Genomic DNA, 15,771 nt, shown 5'->3' with positions numbered 1-15,771 from the left:
CGGCGGTGCGATCCTGCGATGCGCCGCCGACCCTGAGTAGGATCATCCCCGCCCCCTTGGAGAGGACCATCGTGACTGACCCCGAACTGGACGACACCACCATCGCCCGCGCGCCCGCCCGCGAGGATGCTGTGGCCGCCGACGGCCCCGGCGCCGAGGCGACGACCACCGAGGCGTCGGCCGCCGACGCACCGCCTGCGCAGGCTGACGACAGCCGCGGAGCCGACCAGGAGAACCCGCCGCAGTACGGCGTCGGACCGTTCACCATCCGTGAGGTCGCACTCACCGGCGTGTGGCTGGTGGCCTTCGTCATCTCCTTCTTCCCGCTCAACATCGCCGGGGGCAACGCGCGCCCGCTCTTCGGCGGCGACAACGTGTGGGTCTCGGGCCTGTCCTGGATCCTCGCGATCGGGCTGCCCACCGTCGCCGTGTTCCTCCTGGTGCTGCGTCGCCTCTCGCCGCAGGGCATCCGCCGCGTCGGATCGCTCGGCATCGACCAGTTCGCCTCCGTGGCGTTCTCGGTGGCCGCGTTGGTGTGGCTGACGTGGCTGTGGGACACGATCGCCATCGCGATCGAGACCGACTTCTGGACGCGCTCGTGGGTCGTGTGGGTCGAGGTCGTGCTCATGCTCGCCGGCGTCGCGCTGACCGTGTTCGCCCCGATCATCCCGGTGCTCGAGCAGGACTTCCAGGGCCGCCCCGAGGCGCCCGCCCACCGCAACGCACGGCCCGTCCGCGCGGTCACCCCGCGGCCGGTCCGCGAGCGCCCCGCACGCCAGCAGACCGCGCACGCCCCCGTCCCCGCCCCCGTCGACGGAACCGCGTTCGGCGGCGGACCGCAGCACGCCTACGACCCGGCGGCCGCGCCCACCACGTCTTACGACGCTCCGCAGCCTGCCGCCGCGCACGACACGGCCGGCGACGCCGCTGCGCAGCCGGCGGCCGCGCAGCAGGACACCGGCTCCTACGACACCGACGTGTTCGCCCCGCTGCGCGACGAGCAGGCACCCGCGGCGACCGGCACGCAGACGCAGGAGTGGACGGCCACCGACGACACCGTCGCATCCGCCTCGCACAGCGCCCCGGCGCAGCAGCAGGCATTCTGGGCGCTCGTTCCGGTGGAGCGCGACGTGGTCGACGAGTACGGCGCTCCGCTGTTCCGCATCGGCCCGACCGCGTGGGCGCTCGTGCTCGAAGACCGCGGCGAGGTCTTCGTCGTGCGCCACGAGGACGGCCGCATCGGCTACCTGCACGACGTCAGCGGCGTGACCCGCGGCTGACCCGGACGCGCATCATCGGCGGGGAGGGCGCGCGGTAGCCTGGAGGGATGCTTCGCACCATCGATCTCCGCGGTCGCGCCCTCACCGCAGCCGAGCTTCTGGAGGCCGTCCCGCGCGCGGCAGACGCCCGCGATGAAGCCCTCGCGACGGCCGCGGCGATCGTCGCCGACGTCGCCGACCGTGGCGAGACCGCCCTGCGGGAGCAGGCCGAACGCTTCGACGGCGTCAGTGGCCACGCCGTCCGCGTTCCGGAGATACACCTGACCGAAGCCGTCGCGACGCTGGATCCCACGGTGCGCGCGGCGCTGGAGGAGGCGATCCGGCGCGTCCGGCAGGCCTCGGCAGCCCAGGTGCCTCCGCCCGTGACCACCGAGCTCGGCCCCGGTGCGCGCGTGACGCAGCGCTGGCAGCCGGTGCGGCGCGTGGGCGTGTACGTGCCCGGCGGCAAGGCGGTGTACCCCTCCAGCGTCGTCATGAACGTCGTGCCGGCCCAGGTCGCGGGTGTGGACGAGGTCGCGCTCGCCTCGCCCCCGCAGCGCGAGTTCGGCGGCCGTGTGCACCCGGTCATCCTCGCCGCCGCGCACCTGCTGGGCGTCACGGAGGTCTACGCGATGGGCGGTGCCGGCGCGATCGGCGCGTTCGCCTCCGGCGTGCCGTCGCTGGGCCTGGAACCGGTCGACGTCGTCACCGGGCCAGGGAACAACTTCGTCGCATCCGCCAAGCGCGCCGTCGCCGGCCGCGTCGGCACCGACTCCGAAGCCGGAGCAACCGAGATCCTCGTCGTGGCCGATGCCACGGCCGACGCCGACCTCGTCGCCGCCGACCTGGTGAGCCAGGCCGAGCACGACGAGCAGGCATCCGCCGTGCTCGTGACGGATTCACCCGAGCTGGCCGATGCGGTGGCGGATGCCGTGGCCGCGCGGGCCCGGCGCACGCGGCACTCCGAACGGGTGCAGGCCGCCCTCGGCGGACCGCAGTCGGCGATCGTGCTCGTCGACGACGCCGACGGCGCCGTCGCCTTCAGCAACGCGTACGCGCCGGAGCACCTCGAGCTGCACATGGCCGACCCGCATCCGGAGCGGTTCGTGCACGCCGGCGCCGTCTTCGTCGGCCCGTACACGCCCGTGAGCCTCGGGGACTACCTCGCCGGCAGCAACCACGTGCTGCCCACGGGGGGTCAGGCACGCTATGCCGCCGGGCTGTCGGCGGCGACGTTCCTGCGCCCTCAGCAGGTCATCGAGTACGACCGCGACGCGCTGTCGGTCGTCAGCGAGGCCATCGTGGCCCTCGCCGAAGCCGAGGCCCTGCCCGCCCACGGCGAGGCGGTCACTGCGCGCTTCCAAGTCTCCGGGGATGCGGGGCCGCACGAGGGGTGACCTCGTCGCGTAGTCTGTCGATGCCATGCATTGCCCTTTCTGCCGTCATCCCGATTCCCGCGTCATCGATTCCCGCACGAGCGACGACGGCCTCAGCATCCGCCGCCGCCGCCAGTGCCCCGAGTGCGGCGGACGCTTCTCGACCGTCGAGACGGCGAGCCTGAACGTCATCAAGCGTTCGGGTGTCGTCGAGCCGTTCAGCCGCGAGAAGGTCATGTCGGGCGTCCGCAAGGCGTGCCAGGGGCGGCCGGTTACCGAGGCCGACCTCGCGATGCTGGCCCAGCGCGTCGAGGAGGCCGTGCGCCAGACGGGCGCCTCGCAGGTGGAGGCGAACGAGATCGGCCTGGCGATCCTCGGTCCGCTCCGTGAGCTGGACGAGGTCGCGTACCTGCGGTTCGCCAGCGTGTACCAGGCGTTCGAGTCGCTGGAGGACTTCGAGACCGCGATCGGGCTGCTGCGCGCCGACCACTCCGCCCGCCGCGCCGCCTCGCTCGCCGAATAGCGCGGTCGCCGAATAGCGCGGTCCTCTAGGCTGGCGGGGATGTACCCCACGCTCTTCCGCCTCGTGCTCTCGCGCATCGATCCCGAGCGCGCCCACCACCTCGCCGTCCCGGTCATCCGGCTCCTCGGCGTCCCGCCGTTCTCGTGGATCACCCGCCGGCTGACGGCACCCGCTCCGTCGCTGCGCACCGAGGCGCTCGGCCTCGTGTTCGATTCGCCGTTCGGGGTGGCCGCGGGATTCGACAAGGACGTGCGGATGGTCCAGGGCCTGTGGGCACTGGGGTTCGGGCATGTGGAGATCGGTACGGTCACCGCTTTGGCGCAGCCGGGCAACCCGCGTCCGCGGCTGTTCCGCTTGATCCCCGATCGCGCCGTCATCAACCGCATGGGGTTCAACAACGCCGGCGCGGAGGCTGCCGCCGCGCGCCTGGAGCGGCTGCGTCGCCGGCGCACGCGCCCGGTCATCGGCGTGAACATCGGCAAGAGCCGCGTCGTGCAGGTCGAGGACGCGACGGCCGACTACGTCCGCAGCACCCGGCTCCTCGCCCCGCTGGCCGACTACCTCGTGGTCAACGTCTCCTCCCCGAACACGCCGGGGCTTCGCGGCCTCCAGGCGGTGGACACGCTCCGACCGCTCCTGACGGCCGTGCGGGATGCCGCGGGGGAGACGCCGCTGCTGGTGAAGATCGCGCCCGACCTCGCCGACGACGAGGTCCAGGCGATTGCGCGGCTCGCGGTGGAGCTGGGGCTGGCCGGCCTCATCGCCACGAACACGACCCTCTCGCGTGAGGGCCTGCGGACCTCGCCGGAGGTCGTCGCGGCCGCAGGGGAGGGCGGCCTGTCCGGCGCTCCGCTGAAGGAGCGCGCGATGGCGGTGCTGCGACTCGTGCGCGCCGCCGTGCCACCGGAGTTCGTCGTCATCTCCGTCGGCGGGGTCGAGACCGCCGCCGACGTGCGCGCACGCCTCGATGCCGGCGCGACGCTCGTGCAGGGCTACACCGGGTTCCTGTACCGCGGGCCGCTGTGGGCCCGGCAGATCAACCGCGGCCTCTGACCCGCGTCGCATCCGCTCGCCGCGCATCGCAGTTTCGCGAGACTGCTGCCCACCGGCGAGACCGCGACATTATGGCCCTGTTTCGCCGGTGGCGTGCAGTCTCGCGGGTGTGGGAGGCCGGCGGACGCGGAGGCGGCGGGCGGGACCGGGGCGGGTCAGGCGGGGTGCTGGCCGCGCTTGACCTGCGGCTTGGGCAGGCGCATGAAGCGCATCTGGACGGTGCGCATCGCGGCGTACCAGCCCAGGCCCTTCTCCATGCGCGTGGCACCGAACTTCTCGCGCGCGGCGCGCTTGACGCGGATGGAGGTGAGGATCATGTCGCCGACGACGAAGAGGATGTAGATCCACAGCGCCACGAACGCCCAGTACTGGAACACGGCCAGCGGGATCAGGGTGGCGAGGATGACCAGGACCATGAAGGGCATGACGCCCTCTCCCAGGTGCCATCCGGCGTCGACGAAGTCGCGGGCGAACTTGCGCTGCGGGCCCTTGTCGCGGGCGGGCAGGTAGCGCTCGTCGCCGGCGGCCATGCCCAGGCGCGCCTTCTCGCGCCGGGCGGCCAGCTCGGCGCGGGCGCGCGCCTTCGCCTCCTTGGTGTCGGCTACGAGCGGGCGCTTGCGCGCGGCCTCCCGTTCGGCGCGCGTCGGCGTCGCGCGTCCCTTGCCGGAGCCCGGGCGGGCGGGGTCGACGGGAGCGTCGTTGGACGCGGGGGCGGGGGTCTTGGCCACGGGGAACCTCGGAGACATCGGATGCGGGCTCTCTAAGATTACCCGCATGACCCCCGAACTGTCCCGCCGTGACGCCGTACGTGCAGCCGCCGCATCCGTCATCCCCGCCGCCCTCGCCGACCTCGGCACCCTCGTGCGCATCCCGTCCGTCGCGTGGCCCGCGTTCGACCAGACCCAGGTGGCCCGCAGCGCCGAGGCTGTCGCCGCCCTGTTCCGCGATCTGGACTTCTTCGACCGGGTCGAGGTCGCCACCGCCGCCATCCCCGGCACCGACGAGCACGGTCAGCCCGCGGTGCTGGCCACGCGCGCGGCGCGGAACGGACGCCCCACCGTGCTGCTGTACGCGCACCACGACGTCCAGCCCGCCGGCGACGAGGCGCTGTGGGACTCGCCGCCGTTCGAGCCGACGGTGCGCGACGGCCGCCTGTACGGCCGGGGTGCCGCCGATGACAAGGCGGGCGTGATGGCGCACGTGGCGGCTCTGCGCGCGGTCATCGAGGCGCTCGGGCGCGACGTGGACCTCGGCGTCGCCGTGTTCATCGAGGGCGAGGAGGAGTACGGCTCGCGCTCGTTCGGGCAGTTCCTCTCCGACCACGCCGACGCACTCCGCGCCGACGCCATCGTCGTGGCCGACTCGGGCAACTGGGACGAGCGCACCCCGGCGCTGACGGTCTCGCTGCGGGGGAACGCGCGCTTCACGCTGCGCGTTCGCACGCTCGACCACGCGTCGCACTCGGGCATGTTCGGGGGAGCGGTCCCCGACGCGATGCTCGCCACCGTCAAGCTCCTCTCGACCCTGTGGGACGACGACGGCGCCGTGGCCGTGGCGGGCATGACGGCGCGGGATGCGGCGACCCCCGACTACAGCGAGCAGACCCTGCGCTCCGAGGCCGGGCTCCCCGACGGCGTCTCGCCGATCGGGCGGGGACCCATCCTGAGCCGCATGTGGAACCAGCCGTCGATCACGATCACGGGGATCGACGCCACGAGCGTCGCGGCCGCCTCCAACACCCTCGCGCCGGAGACCTCCGTCGTGATCAGCGCGCGCGTGGCCCCCGGGCAGTCCGCCCAGGAGGCGTACGCGGCGATGCAGGCGCATCTGCGCGCGCACGCCCCCTTCGGCGCGGAGCTCACCTTCTCCGACGTCGACCTCGGTGACGGCTTCCTCGTCGACACCGGCGGATGGGCCGTGGCGGATGTGCGCACAGCGTTCGAGGAGGGATACGGCGTGCCCAGCGTCGACGTGGGCGTGGGCGGATCGATCCCGTTCATCGCGGACCTCGTGCGGCAGTTCCCGGGGGCGCAGATCCTCGTGACCGGCGTGGAAGACCCGCACTCCCGCGCGCACAGCCCCAACGAGTCGCTGCACCTGGACACGTTCCGTCACGCCGTGGCCGCCGAAGCGCTCCTGCTGGAGAGCCTCGACGCGCGCACGGTGTGAACCGCCGCACGCCCGCGGGGGCGGCGTAGACTCGCAGAGTCCGAACCGCGACCCCGCACCGACGAAAGGGCCTGTCATGACCGACACCGCGCTGTCGACCGACCAGACCGTCCGCGACCACGGTGTCGCACTGACCGACGCCGCCGCCGGCAAGATCCGCAGCCTCCTCGAGCAGGAAGGCCGCGACGACCTGCGCCTGCGCGTGGCCGTCCAGCCTGGCGGATGCTCCGGCCTGATCTACCAGCTGTACTTCGACGAGCGTTTCCTCGAGGGTGACAAGGCCGTGGACTTCGACGGCGTGGAGGTCATCGTCGACGAGATGAGCGTGCCGTACCTGGACGGCGCGACGATCGACTTCAAGGACACCATCTCGGAGCAGGGGTTCACGATCGACAACCCCAACGCCGCCGGCAGCTGCGCCTGCGGCGACAGCTTCCACTGACACCTGGGGCCGGCTGATTCCGGCCCTGCACGACACGCCAGGACCCGCGGCTCGGGAGCGATAATCGCCCCGTCCCGCGGGTTTTCGCGTCCGCCAGCCTGAGCGGTTGGCCTGAGAAGCGTGAGAGCTTGCTCTAGACTGGCGGAAGCAACATTCACGTCCCGGAAAGGTGCACCGTGCCCTCGAAACGCCGCCTCCGCTGGGCCGCCCTCCCGGTTGGGATCGCGACGGCTGCAGTGCTCGCCGGGTGTAGCCCGACCCAGCTCCACGGGTATCTGCCCGGTTTCCAGGAGGATGGCGTCCCCACCACCAACCGCGTCGACATGGTCGCCGGCCTGTGGGTGAACTCGTGGATCGTGCTGCTGGTCGTCGGTCTGGTGACGTGGGGCCTCATGCTGTGGGCCGCCGTCGCGTACCGCCGCCGCAAGGGCCAGACCGGTCTGCCCGTGCAGCTGCGCTACAACATGCCGATCGAGATCTTCTACACGGTCGTCCCCCTGATCCTCGTGGTCGGCTTCTTCGCCTTCACGGCACGCGACCAGGACATCCTCGAGACCCAGTACGAAGACCCCGAGGTCTCCATCACCGCGTACGGCAAGCAGTGGGCGTGGGACTTCCAGTACAACGGCGAGGACGAAGACTTCTCCGACGCCGTGTGGAGCATGGGCGTGCAGGCCGAGCCCGAGGGCGACGGATACGTCGACCAGGACGCCCTGCCCACGCTGTACCTGCCCGTGGACAAGACGGTGCGGATCGAACTGCAGTCGCGCGATGTCGCGCACTCCTTCTGGGTCATCGACTTCCTGTACAAGAAGGACATGTACCTCGGGCGCGACAACTTCTGGTCGTTCACCCCGACGCGAGAGGGCACCTACGCCGGCAAGTGCGCCGAGCTGTGCGGTGAGTACCACTCCGCGATGCTGTTCAACGTCAAGGTCGTCAGCGAGGCGGAGTACGAGGACTACCTCGACACCCTCCGCGACGCGGGACAGACCGGCGACATCGACGAGGCCTACGACCGACTCCAGGGCAACACCGGGTTCGGGCGCGCCGAGGAAGGCTAAGCGAGCATGACCACCACGCTTCCCCCCCAGGAGTCCGCTCCGGGCCGTCCCACCACGCTCCCGCCGCGTCAGGCGGCGCTGATGAGCGGATCGCGCGTCGAGCGCAAGGGCAACATCATCGTCAAGTGGATCACCTCCACCGACCACAAGACGATCGGGTACCTGTACCTCATCGCCTCGGTGATGTTCTTCATGCTCGGCGGTGTCATGGCGCTGATCATCCGCGCCGAGCTGTTCGAGCCGGGCATGCAGATCGTGCCGACCAAGGAGCAGTACAACCAGCTGTTCACGATGCACGGCACGATCATGCTGCTTATGTTCGCGACGCCGCTGTTCGCCGGCTTCGCCAACGCGATCCTGCCGCTGCAGATCGGTGCGCCCGACGTGGCCTTCCCGCGCCTGAACGCCTTCGCATTCTGGCTGTTCCTCTTCGGCTCGCTCATCGCGGTGTCCGGCTTCCTCACCCCCGCCGGTGCGGCCGGCTTCGGATGGTTCGCCTATCAGCCATTGGCCAACGCCAGCTTCTCGCCAGGTGTCGGCGGGAACCTCTGGATGCTGGGCCTGAGCATGAGCGGTTTCGGTACGATCCTCGGCGCGGTGAACTTCATCACCACGATCCTGACGATGCGTGCCCCGGGCATGACGATGTGGCGCATGCCGATCTTCACGTGGAACACGCTGATCACCAGCATCCTGATCCTGATGGCGTTCCCGGTGCTGGCCGCCGCGATCCTGGCCGCCGCCTCCGACCGCGTGCTCGGTTCGCACATCTACGACCCGGCCGCCGGTGGCGTGCTGCTGTGGCAGCACCTGTTCTGGTTCTTCGGTCACCCAGAGGTGTACATCATCGCGCTGCCGTTCTTCGGCATCGTCTCGGAGATCTTCCCCGTCTTCAGCCGCAAGCCGATCTTCGGGTACAAGACCCTCGTGTACGCCACGATCGCGATCGCCGCGCTTTCGGTCGCGGTGTGGGCGCACCACATGTACGTCACGGGAGCCGTGCTACTGCCCTTCTTCGCCTTGATGACGATGCTCATCGCGGTGCCAACGGGTGTGAAGATCTTCAACTGGATCGGCACGATGTGGCGCGGGTCGCTCACCTTCGAAACGCCCATGGTCTTCGCCCTCGGCTTCCTCGTGTCGTTCGTGTTCGGCGGTCTGACCGGCGTCATCCTCGCCTCGCCGCCCCTGGACTTCCACCTGTCGGACTCCTACTTCGTCGTGGCGCACTTCCACTACGTCGTGTTCGGCACGGTCGTGTTCGCGATGTTCGCCGGGTTCTACTTCTGGTGGCCGAAGTGGACCGGGCGGATGCTCAACGAGCGCCTGGGCTACATCCACTTCTGGATGCTGTTCATCGGCTTCCACATGACGTTCCTCATCCAGCACTGGCTGGGCGTCGACGGCATGGTCCGCCGGTACGCCGACTACTCGCCGCAGGACAACTGGACGTGGGAGAACCAGGTCTCCACCGTGGGTGCGATGATCCTGGGCGCCTCGATGATCCCGTTCCTGCTGAACGTGTGGATCACGGCCCGCAAGGCGCCGAAGATCACCGTCAACGACCCGTGGGGCTACGGTGCGTCGCTGGAGTGGGCCACGTCGTGCCCGCCGCCGCGCCACAACTTCACGTCGATCCCACGCATTCGCAGCGAGCGTCCGGCGTTCGACCTGAACCACCCCGAGGCCGGCGTGCCGGTCGGCGTGGGTCCGGCGAAGGACGCCCCCGACGCCCCGGTCGTCGACGCCGCCGAGGGAGAGGTCAAGTAAATGCGCACCAACGTGGGCCTGTGGTGGCTGCTGTCGGTCTTCTTCCTCGTGGTGGGCATCGCCTACACCGTGTGGGCGATGCTGTTCTACACCGGTGACGTCCTCACACGGATCGAGTGGGTCGGAACCGTCGCGCTCGTCTTCGCCGCGCTGATGGCCGCGCTGATCGCGTTCTACGTGCAGCGCGTGCACCGCGCACAGGGCGGCGAGCTGCCCGAAGACACCCTCACCGCCGACATCGACGACGGCGACCCCGAGATGGGCGAGTTCAGCCCGTGGTCGTGGTGGCCGATCGTGCTCGCCTTCTCGGCGGCCATCGCGATGATCGGTCTGGCCGTCGGTGCGTGGCTCATGCCCATCGGCATCGCCATCTTCGCCGTGGCCATCGTGGGCTGGGTGTTCGAGTACTACCGCGGATACTTCGCACGCTGAGCGGCGCGTGCCGATCCGCCTGAGCGCGGCCGCCGTCTCCGACATCGGCTCCCACCGCGCGACCAACCAGGACGCCGCCTTCACGGCGTCCTGGGGCGCCGCGGTGGCCGACGGCGTGGGCGGGGGGCCATCCGGCGACCTGGCCTCCGCTGCACTCGTCCACCGGCTGGTGGCGGGCCCGGTGGGCGCATCGGATGCGGAGGCGCTCCTCGTCCGCATCCGCGAGGCGAATTGGGACCTGCGTGCGCACGTGCTGCGCGATCCCTCTCTGCAGGGGATGTCCACGACGTTCACGGGGCTCTTCGTGGGCGCCGGCGGCTCCCTCCTCGTCGCCCACACCGGCGACTCCCGCGGTTATCTCCTGCGGGACGGGTGGTTCACTCGCGAGACGCGTGACGACTCGTACGTGCAGGCCCTCGTGGACTCCGGGCTGCTGGCCCCCGAGGCCGCAGCCACGCACCCTCGCCGCAACATCATCACCGCATCCCTCGGGGGCGGCGAGGAGGATGTCGTGTCGGTGAGCGAACGGCAGCCGGTGGTCGGCGACCGATGGCTGCTGTGCAGCGACGGGGTCACCGACTACGCCCCCGAGACCGAAGTGGCGGCGCTCCTGGCGGCCGGTAGGAGCCCGCGCGACACGGCGGCGGAGATCGTCGCATACGCGCTGCAGGCCGGCAGCGCCGACAACGTCACGGCCGTGGTGTGCGATGTCGTCGACGACTCCGCGGATGCGACGGGCCCCGTGTTCTTCGGCTCGGCCGCCGGCTACTTCACCGAGGACGTCGAGACGGGCTGAGGACCCACGCGGAGGTCGCGCCCGGCCGCGCGGTACCAGTCGGCGCAGAAGACGAGGATGATCGCCGCCTCGACCCACGCGCCGGCGTAGTACATGAACTGGGCCCCCGCCTGCGCGTCGGCGAGCGGGACGCCTGCCGGTGGCTGGGCGTAAAGGTACTTCGCCAGGATCGCGTGCGACGCGATCGCGAGCACCAGAACGGCGGCGACGACCGGCCGCGACGGCCGATGCGGTGCGGGGTCGCGTCCGATGACGGCCGAGGTGAAGAGGTAGCCCGCAGCCAGCAGGTGCCCGTGGACGAGGACGTGCACGAGGGGGTCGCTCATCGCCTCGAAGACGGGTGTCAGGTAGATCACCCACAGTCCGCCGGCGCTGAGGAGAGCCGCCGTGACGGGGTGGCTGATCACGCGTACCACGGGGGAGCGCAGGAGCGCCGACAGCCGTCGCGCGGGCGTCACGGGCAGCGTGCGGAGGGCAAGGGTGACGGGAGCCGCCAGCACGAGCAGCACCGGCGCGAGCATGCCCGCCAGCAGGTGCGTGCCCATGTGGGCGACGTAGTCCCCGTGCGCGGCCGCGGCGAAGGGGCCGGCCAGCGCCGCGGCCGCCAGGACCACGCCGGCGATCCACGCGGCCACCCGGACCCGGGGCCATTCCCGCCCGCGCCGATGGGAGACGACCACCGCGGCGACGTATGTCAGGATCGCCAGGGCGGCCAGGGCGAGCACGACGCCGTCCAGGAAGCCGCCGGCGGCGGCGGCGCCGTGGGCATGGCCGCCCATGCTGGGCACGCTCACCTCGCCTCCGCGCGCGCCAGCGCCCGGGCGGGGGAGGTGCGCACGAGCAGGACCACACCTGCGGCCAGCAGCACCGCCGCCGAGAGGTTCCAGGCGATGTCGTACGGCAACAGGTTCTCGACATACCGGATCTGATGCAGCCCCATGACCTTGTGCTGGATGAGACCGTCGTACAGCTGGAAGCCGCCTGCGCCCGTCAGGACGCCGCCGAGCCAGCGCGGCCACCACAGCGCATCCCGTCGGCGGAGATCGGCGAGGAGGAACAATCCCGCGATGGTGGCGAACCAGCTGATCGCGTGGAACACGCCGTCCGAGACGAGGCCGAGCTCGGTGGTGCCCCGGTCGTAGAAGTGGTGCCAGTGCAGGAGCTGATGGAAGACGGCCTCGTCGACGAAGGCCACGAGGCCCAACCCGAACAGCACGCCCGACCAGGCGTTCTGCCCCGACCGGGCGGCGCGCCGCTGCCCGGGAGTGGGGAGCGTGGCGGACGAGGGCACGGAGGCAGGGTCGGAGGTGCTCATGATTCCAGCCTCCCCGGTCCACGCCCCGGGCAGGGAAGGGCTTTACAGGGCGGAGAGCCGTCGCTACACAGGCTGCGACGCGGGGGAGCGCACGGTCATCACGAGCGGGTCGAACACCCGGGCGAGGGGTCCCTCGTCGTTCTCGACGGGCTGGCCCTCGCGCACCCAGTACTCGTATCCGCCGATCATCTCCCGAACGGAGTAGCCGAGCTCGGCGAAGGCCAGTGCGCCTTTCACTCCGGCGTTGCAGCCCGGGCTCCAGCAGTACACCACCACCGGCACCTCCGGATCGATCTCGTACGGTGCGCGCTCGGCGATCTGGCGGTAGGGGACGTGCACGGCGCCGGGGATGCGGCCCTGGGCCCATGCATCGGCGCCTCGCACATCGACGAGGGTGAGCGGTTCGCCGGCGTTCAGTGCGGCGTAGACGTCGGAGGGGTCGGTCTCCGCGGCCAGGCGCGCGCGGAAGTATGCGGAGGGGTGCGGCATGGCCTCAGGCTAGGGGAGCGCCACCGAGCGGTGCGCCGCCCCGGGTGCCGAGCCGCGCTCGAATCCTGCCAGGCATGCGGAAGGCCCCGATCCGCAGGGCGGACCGGGGCCTTCCGGGGATGTTACTTGGCGGTGTCGTCGCCGCGCGGTTCGTTCATCTCGTCCAGGCGCTTGGGTGAGGGGAACTCGCCGACCGCGGTCTGGTCGTGGGGGGCCGCCACGGGGCGCCCCTCCTCGATCGCGCGCTGGTTGGAAGCCTCGAGCTCCTCCTCGGCGTCGTGCATGACGTGGTCGAGGTCGTGGTGCTGATGTGCGGCCGCGGCATCCAGCTCCGCCTGCGTGAGCGGGGTGAGGCGGTCTTCGAAGAACCACCGCGAGAAGCCGGCGCGCAGGTGCTCGTGCCACGGGATGCGTCCCTGTGCGTTGGGACGCACGACCAGCGGTGCGTAGGTGTCGACGTCCATGAGCTTCCAGCGCTCGTACTCGTCGACGGGCTGGTGCACCTCGATGTACTCGCCACCGGGGAGGCGCACGATGCGTCCGGACTCGTAGCCGTGCAGGACGATCTCGCGGTCCTTCTTCTGCAGCGCGAGACAGATGCGCTTCGTGACGAAGTAGGCGATGATCGGCCCGACGATCAGCAGAGCCTGCAGAGCGTGGATGACGCCCTCCATCGTGAGCCAGAAGTGGGTCGCGATGATGTCGGAGGACGCCGCCGCCCACAGGACCGCGTAGAACGTGACACCGGCGGCGCCGATGGCGGTACGGGTCGGGGCGTTGCGCGGACGCTGGGCGAGGTGGTGCTCGCGCTTGTCACCGGTGATCCACGCCTCGATGAAGGGGTAGATCAGGACGAGCACGATGAACAGGCCCAGGACGATCAGCGGGATCAGGATGTTCCACGACCACGTGCGGTCCCACAGGACGAACTCGAGGTGCGGAGGCACCAGGCGCAGCGCACCGTCGGCGAATCCGATGTACCAGTCGGGCTGCGTACCGGCAGACACCGGCGACGGGTCGTACGGTCCGTAGTTCCAGATCGGGTTGATCGTGAACAGCGACGCGATCAGGACGATCACACCGAACGTGATGAAGAAGAACCCGCCCATCTTGGACATGTAGACGGGCATCATCGGGTAGCCCACGACGTTGTCGTTCGTGCGGCCGGGGCCGGCGAACTGCGTGTGCTTGTTGATGATCATGAGCATGAGGTGCACGACCAGCAGCGCCACCAGGATCGCCGGCAGCAGCAGGATGTGCAGCGTGTACAGGCGTCCCACGATCGCGGTTCCGGGGAACTCGCCGCCGAACAGCAGGAACGAGATCCACGTGCCCACCACCGGGATGCCCTTGACCATGCCGTCGATGATCCGCAGGCCGTTGCCGGAGAGCAGGTCGTCGGGCAGGGAGTAGCCGGTGAAGCCCTCACCCATCGCGAGGATGAAGAGGATGAAGCCGACGACCCAGTTCAGCTCACGCGGCTTGCGGAAGGCGCCGGTGAAGAACACGCGCAGCATGTGCACGCCGATGCCGGCGACGAACACGAGCGCGGCCCAGTGGTGGATCTGACGGACCAGGAGCCCACCGCGCAGGTCGAAGGAGATGCTGAGGGTCGACTCGAGCGCCGCCGACATCGCGATGCCGCGCATGGGCTCGTAGGCGCCGTCGTAGTGGGTCTCGACCATCGAGGCGTCGAAGAAGAACGTCAGGAACGTGCCGGACAGCAGCACGACGACGAAGCTCCACAGTGCGATCTCACCGAGCATGAACGACCAGTGGTCGGGGAAGATCTTGCGGCCGAGTTCCTTGACGAAACCGGAGATGCTCGTGCGCTCGTCGATGTAGTTCGACGCGGCGCCGACGAAACGTCCGCCGAGAGGCTTTCCATCACGGCCGGCGTTCACCGGTCCGGTGTGGCTCGCCGGTTCGGTGGTGACGTTATCCGTGGGATGAGTCGTGGTGCTCAATGGCGCTCCCAGAAGCTCGGGCCGACGGGCTCGTGGAAGTCACTGCGAGCGACGAGGTAACCCTCGTCATCCACGGTGATCGGAAGCTGCGGCAGGGGACGGGCGGCGGGGCCGAAGATGACGGCCGCACCATTGGCGACGTCGAACTGCGACTGGTGGCAGGGGCACAGCAGGTGGTGTGTGTGCTGTTCGTAGAGGGCGACGGGGCATCCGACGTGCGTGCAGACCTTGGAGTACGCGACGATGCCGTCGTACGACCAGTCCTTCTTGTCCTCGGCCTCGACGAGGTCCTCGGGCATGAGGCGCATGAGCAGCACGATGGCCTTGGCCTTCTCCTCGAGGTAGCCGTCGTGATGGCTGACCTCGGCGAGGTCTTCGGGGATGACGTGGAACGCCGATCCCAGAGTGACCTCGGACGCGCGGATGGGGCGGCCCGACGGGTCGTGTGCCAGGCGCGTGCCTTCCTTCCACATCGTGTGGCTCATCAGGTACACGGGGTCACCCGCGTGCGGGTGCTCCGGCGTGTTCTCCGGGGCCAGGCCGCGGAACAGCGTGATGCCGGGCAGGATCGACGCGGCCAGCGCGGCGAACAGCGAGTTGCGGATCATGGTCCGCCGTCCGAAGCCGGACTCCTCGTTGGCGTCGGCGAAGGCCTGGACTGCGGCGGCGCGGGTGGAGTCCTTACCGCGCGTGGCGTGACGCGGCTCGATGTACTCCTTGTCGGACATGATCGCCTTGGACCAGTGGATGGCGCCCAGGCCGATGGCCAGGAGGGCCAGACCGATGCCGAGTCCGACGAAGAGGTTGTTGTAGCGGATGTCGATGAGCGCGCCGGACTCGATCGGGAACAGCATGTAGGCGGCAATGGCCCAGATGCTGGCGGCGACCGAGAGGTAGAACAGCGTGTAGACGACGCGGACCGCGCGGCGCATGGCCTTGGGGTCCTTGTCGGTCATCCGCTCACGGTGCGGCGGGAGTTCCGGGCTTCGCACGGGATCCGTCACCGCGACCGCGAGCCCGGAAGACGGCTTCCATGAAGCCCTCTCGTGCTCGAGCGCGTCGTCCTCGTGTGCCATGGTGCTCCTCGTGCGTTCCGAAATGTCGTTGGTCGGCGGG

At 70.2% G+C, this 15,771-nt stretch carries 16 protein-coding genes; 10 read left to right on the top strand and 6 right to left on the bottom strand.

What is annotated here, in order from left to right; translation table 11 throughout:
- The first annotated feature begins 71 nt into the window (after positions 1–71).
- Genes E4V99_RS18660 through E4V99_RS16405 form a run of 4 tightly spaced genes read left to right on the top strand, consistent with a single transcriptional unit; the run spans position 72 to position 4,211 of the window.
- A complete protein-coding gene (locus tag E4V99_RS18660) occupies positions 72–1,280 on the top strand; it encodes a hypothetical protein (RefSeq protein WP_245233221.1) in 1,209 nt (402 codons plus the stop codon).
- Positions 1,281–1,327: 47 nt separating this feature from the next.
- On the top strand, positions 1,328–2,656 hold the full coding sequence (hisD, locus tag E4V99_RS16415) for a histidinol dehydrogenase (protein ID WP_135117870.1): 1,329 nt from the start codon (positions 1,328–1,330) through the stop codon (positions 2,654–2,656).
- Between the two features lie 25 nt (positions 2,657–2,681).
- Positions 2,682–3,158, top strand: coding sequence for a transcriptional regulator NrdR (nrdR, locus tag E4V99_RS16410; protein WP_135065423.1), 477 nt, complete (start codon positions 2,682–2,684; stop codon positions 3,156–3,158).
- A gap of 39 nt (positions 3,159–3,197) precedes the next feature.
- Positions 3,198–4,211 (top strand): quinone-dependent dihydroorotate dehydrogenase, encoded by a 1,014-nt coding sequence (locus E4V99_RS16405; protein WP_135117869.1) that lies wholly within the window; start codon positions 3,198–3,200, stop codon positions 4,209–4,211.
- 155 nt (positions 4,212–4,366) lie between these two features.
- Here the strand turns inward: E4V99_RS16405 and E4V99_RS16400 are convergent, their stop codons facing one another.
- On the bottom strand, positions 4,367–4,939 hold the full coding sequence (locus tag E4V99_RS16400) for a DUF3043 domain-containing protein (protein ID WP_135065428.1): 573 nt from the start codon (positions 4,937–4,939) through the stop codon (positions 4,367–4,369).
- 46 nt (positions 4,940–4,985) lie between these two features.
- Here E4V99_RS16400 and E4V99_RS16395 point away from each other — a divergent pair, with 46 nt between their 5' ends.
- From E4V99_RS16395 to E4V99_RS16370, 6 genes are all read left to right on the top strand, one after another.
- Positions 4,986–6,380, top strand: a complete 1,395-nt coding sequence (locus E4V99_RS16395) for a dipeptidase (RefSeq protein ID WP_135117868.1) — start codon at positions 4,986–4,988, stop codon at positions 6,378–6,380.
- A gap of 76 nt (positions 6,381–6,456) precedes the next feature.
- Positions 6,457–6,822 carry an iron-sulfur cluster assembly accessory protein gene (locus E4V99_RS16390; protein ID WP_135065434.1) on the top strand — a complete coding sequence of 122 codons (366 nt, stop codon included), beginning with the start codon at positions 6,457–6,459 and terminating at the stop codon, positions 6,820–6,822.
- A gap of 176 nt (positions 6,823–6,998) precedes the next feature.
- Positions 6,999–7,886, top strand: coding sequence for a cytochrome c oxidase subunit II (gene coxB, locus E4V99_RS16385; RefSeq protein ID WP_135065437.1), 888 nt, complete (start codon positions 6,999–7,001; stop codon positions 7,884–7,886).
- A gap of 6 nt (positions 7,887–7,892) precedes the next feature.
- Complete coding sequence (ctaD, locus tag E4V99_RS16380; protein ID WP_135117867.1) at positions 7,893–9,656, top strand: cytochrome c oxidase subunit I; 1,764 nt, start codon at positions 7,893–7,895, stop codon at positions 9,654–9,656.
- A complete protein-coding gene (locus E4V99_RS16375) occupies positions 9,657–10,088 on the top strand; it encodes a cytochrome c oxidase subunit 4 (RefSeq protein WP_135065443.1) in 432 nt (143 codons plus the stop codon).
- Positions 10,089–10,095: 7 nt separating this feature from the next.
- Positions 10,096–10,884, top strand: coding sequence for a protein phosphatase 2C domain-containing protein (locus E4V99_RS16370; protein WP_135065446.1), 789 nt, complete (start codon positions 10,096–10,098; stop codon positions 10,882–10,884).
- Here E4V99_RS16370 and E4V99_RS16365 read toward each other — a convergent pair.
- The 5 genes from E4V99_RS16365 to E4V99_RS16345 all read right to left on the bottom strand — a co-directional run bounded on the left by E4V99_RS16365 (position 10,854) and on the right by E4V99_RS16345 (position 15,731).
- A complete protein-coding gene (locus E4V99_RS16365; protein WP_209305643.1) occupies positions 10,854–11,678 on the bottom strand; it encodes a cytochrome c oxidase assembly protein in 825 nt (274 codons plus the stop codon). The two genes, E4V99_RS16370 and E4V99_RS16365, sit on opposite strands and share 31 nt — an antisense overlap.
- Positions 11,675–12,199 (bottom strand): DUF2243 domain-containing protein, encoded by a 525-nt coding sequence (locus tag E4V99_RS16360; protein ID WP_135117866.1) that lies wholly within the window; start codon positions 12,197–12,199, stop codon positions 11,675–11,677. Before E4V99_RS16360 ends, E4V99_RS16365 begins: the two co-directional genes overlap by 4 nt.
- A gap of 63 nt (positions 12,200–12,262) precedes the next feature.
- Entirely contained in the window at positions 12,263–12,688 is a 426-nt protein-coding gene (locus E4V99_RS16355) for a rhodanese-like domain-containing protein (RefSeq protein WP_135117865.1), read from the bottom strand.
- 122 nt (positions 12,689–12,810) lie between these two features.
- Positions 12,811–14,592 carry a ubiquinol-cytochrome c reductase cytochrome b subunit gene (locus E4V99_RS16350; protein ID WP_135071067.1) on the bottom strand — a complete coding sequence of 594 codons (1,782 nt, stop codon included), beginning with the start codon at positions 14,590–14,592 and terminating at the stop codon, positions 12,811–12,813.
- Between the two features lie 59 nt (positions 14,593–14,651).
- Positions 14,652–15,731, bottom strand: coding sequence for a Rieske 2Fe-2S domain-containing protein (locus E4V99_RS16345; protein WP_135065454.1), 1,080 nt, complete (start codon positions 15,729–15,731; stop codon positions 14,652–14,654).
- Between the last annotated feature and the right edge of the window lie 40 nt (positions 15,732–15,771).

The sequence above is a fragment of the Microbacterium sp. dk485 genome, from assembly GCF_004570445.1.
GTDB classification, from domain to species: domain Bacteria; phylum Actinomycetota; class Actinomycetes; order Actinomycetales; family Microbacteriaceae; genus Microbacterium; species Microbacterium wangchenii.
Note: the sequence above shows the minus strand (reverse complement) of the source record. Positions and strands in the feature narration are given on the sequence as shown.

Bases quoted from the DNA above. Each gene is read 5' to 3' on its own strand.
- E4V99_RS16390 (WP_135065434.1), top strand. From the start codon at position 6,457: ATGACCGACACCGCGCTGTCGACCGACCAGACCGTCCGCGACCACGGT.
- E4V99_RS16345 (WP_135065454.1), bottom strand. From the start codon at position 15,731: ATGGCACACGAGGACGACGCGCTCGAGCACGAGAGGGCTTCATGGAAG.
- ctaD (WP_135117867.1), top strand. From the start codon at position 7,893: ATGACCACCACGCTTCCCCCCCAGGAGTCCGCTCCGGGCCGTCCCACC.
- E4V99_RS16355 (WP_135117865.1), bottom strand. From the start codon at position 12,688: ATGCCGCACCCCTCCGCATACTTCCGCGCGCGCCTGGCCGCGGAGACC.
- E4V99_RS16375 (WP_135065443.1), top strand. From the start codon at position 9,657: ATGCGCACCAACGTGGGCCTGTGGTGGCTGCTGTCGGTCTTCTTCCTC.
- nrdR (WP_135065423.1), top strand. From the start codon at position 2,682: ATGCATTGCCCTTTCTGCCGTCATCCCGATTCCCGCGTCATCGATTCC.
- E4V99_RS16395 (WP_135117868.1), top strand. From the start codon at position 4,986: ATGACCCCCGAACTGTCCCGCCGTGACGCCGTACGTGCAGCCGCCGCA.
- E4V99_RS16360 (WP_135117866.1), bottom strand. From the start codon at position 12,199: ATGAGCACCTCCGACCCTGCCTCCGTGCCCTCGTCCGCCACGCTCCCC.
- hisD (WP_135117870.1), top strand. From the start codon at position 1,328: ATGCTTCGCACCATCGATCTCCGCGGTCGCGCCCTCACCGCAGCCGAG.
- E4V99_RS16405 (WP_135117869.1), top strand. From the start codon at position 3,198: ATGTACCCCACGCTCTTCCGCCTCGTGCTCTCGCGCATCGATCCCGAG.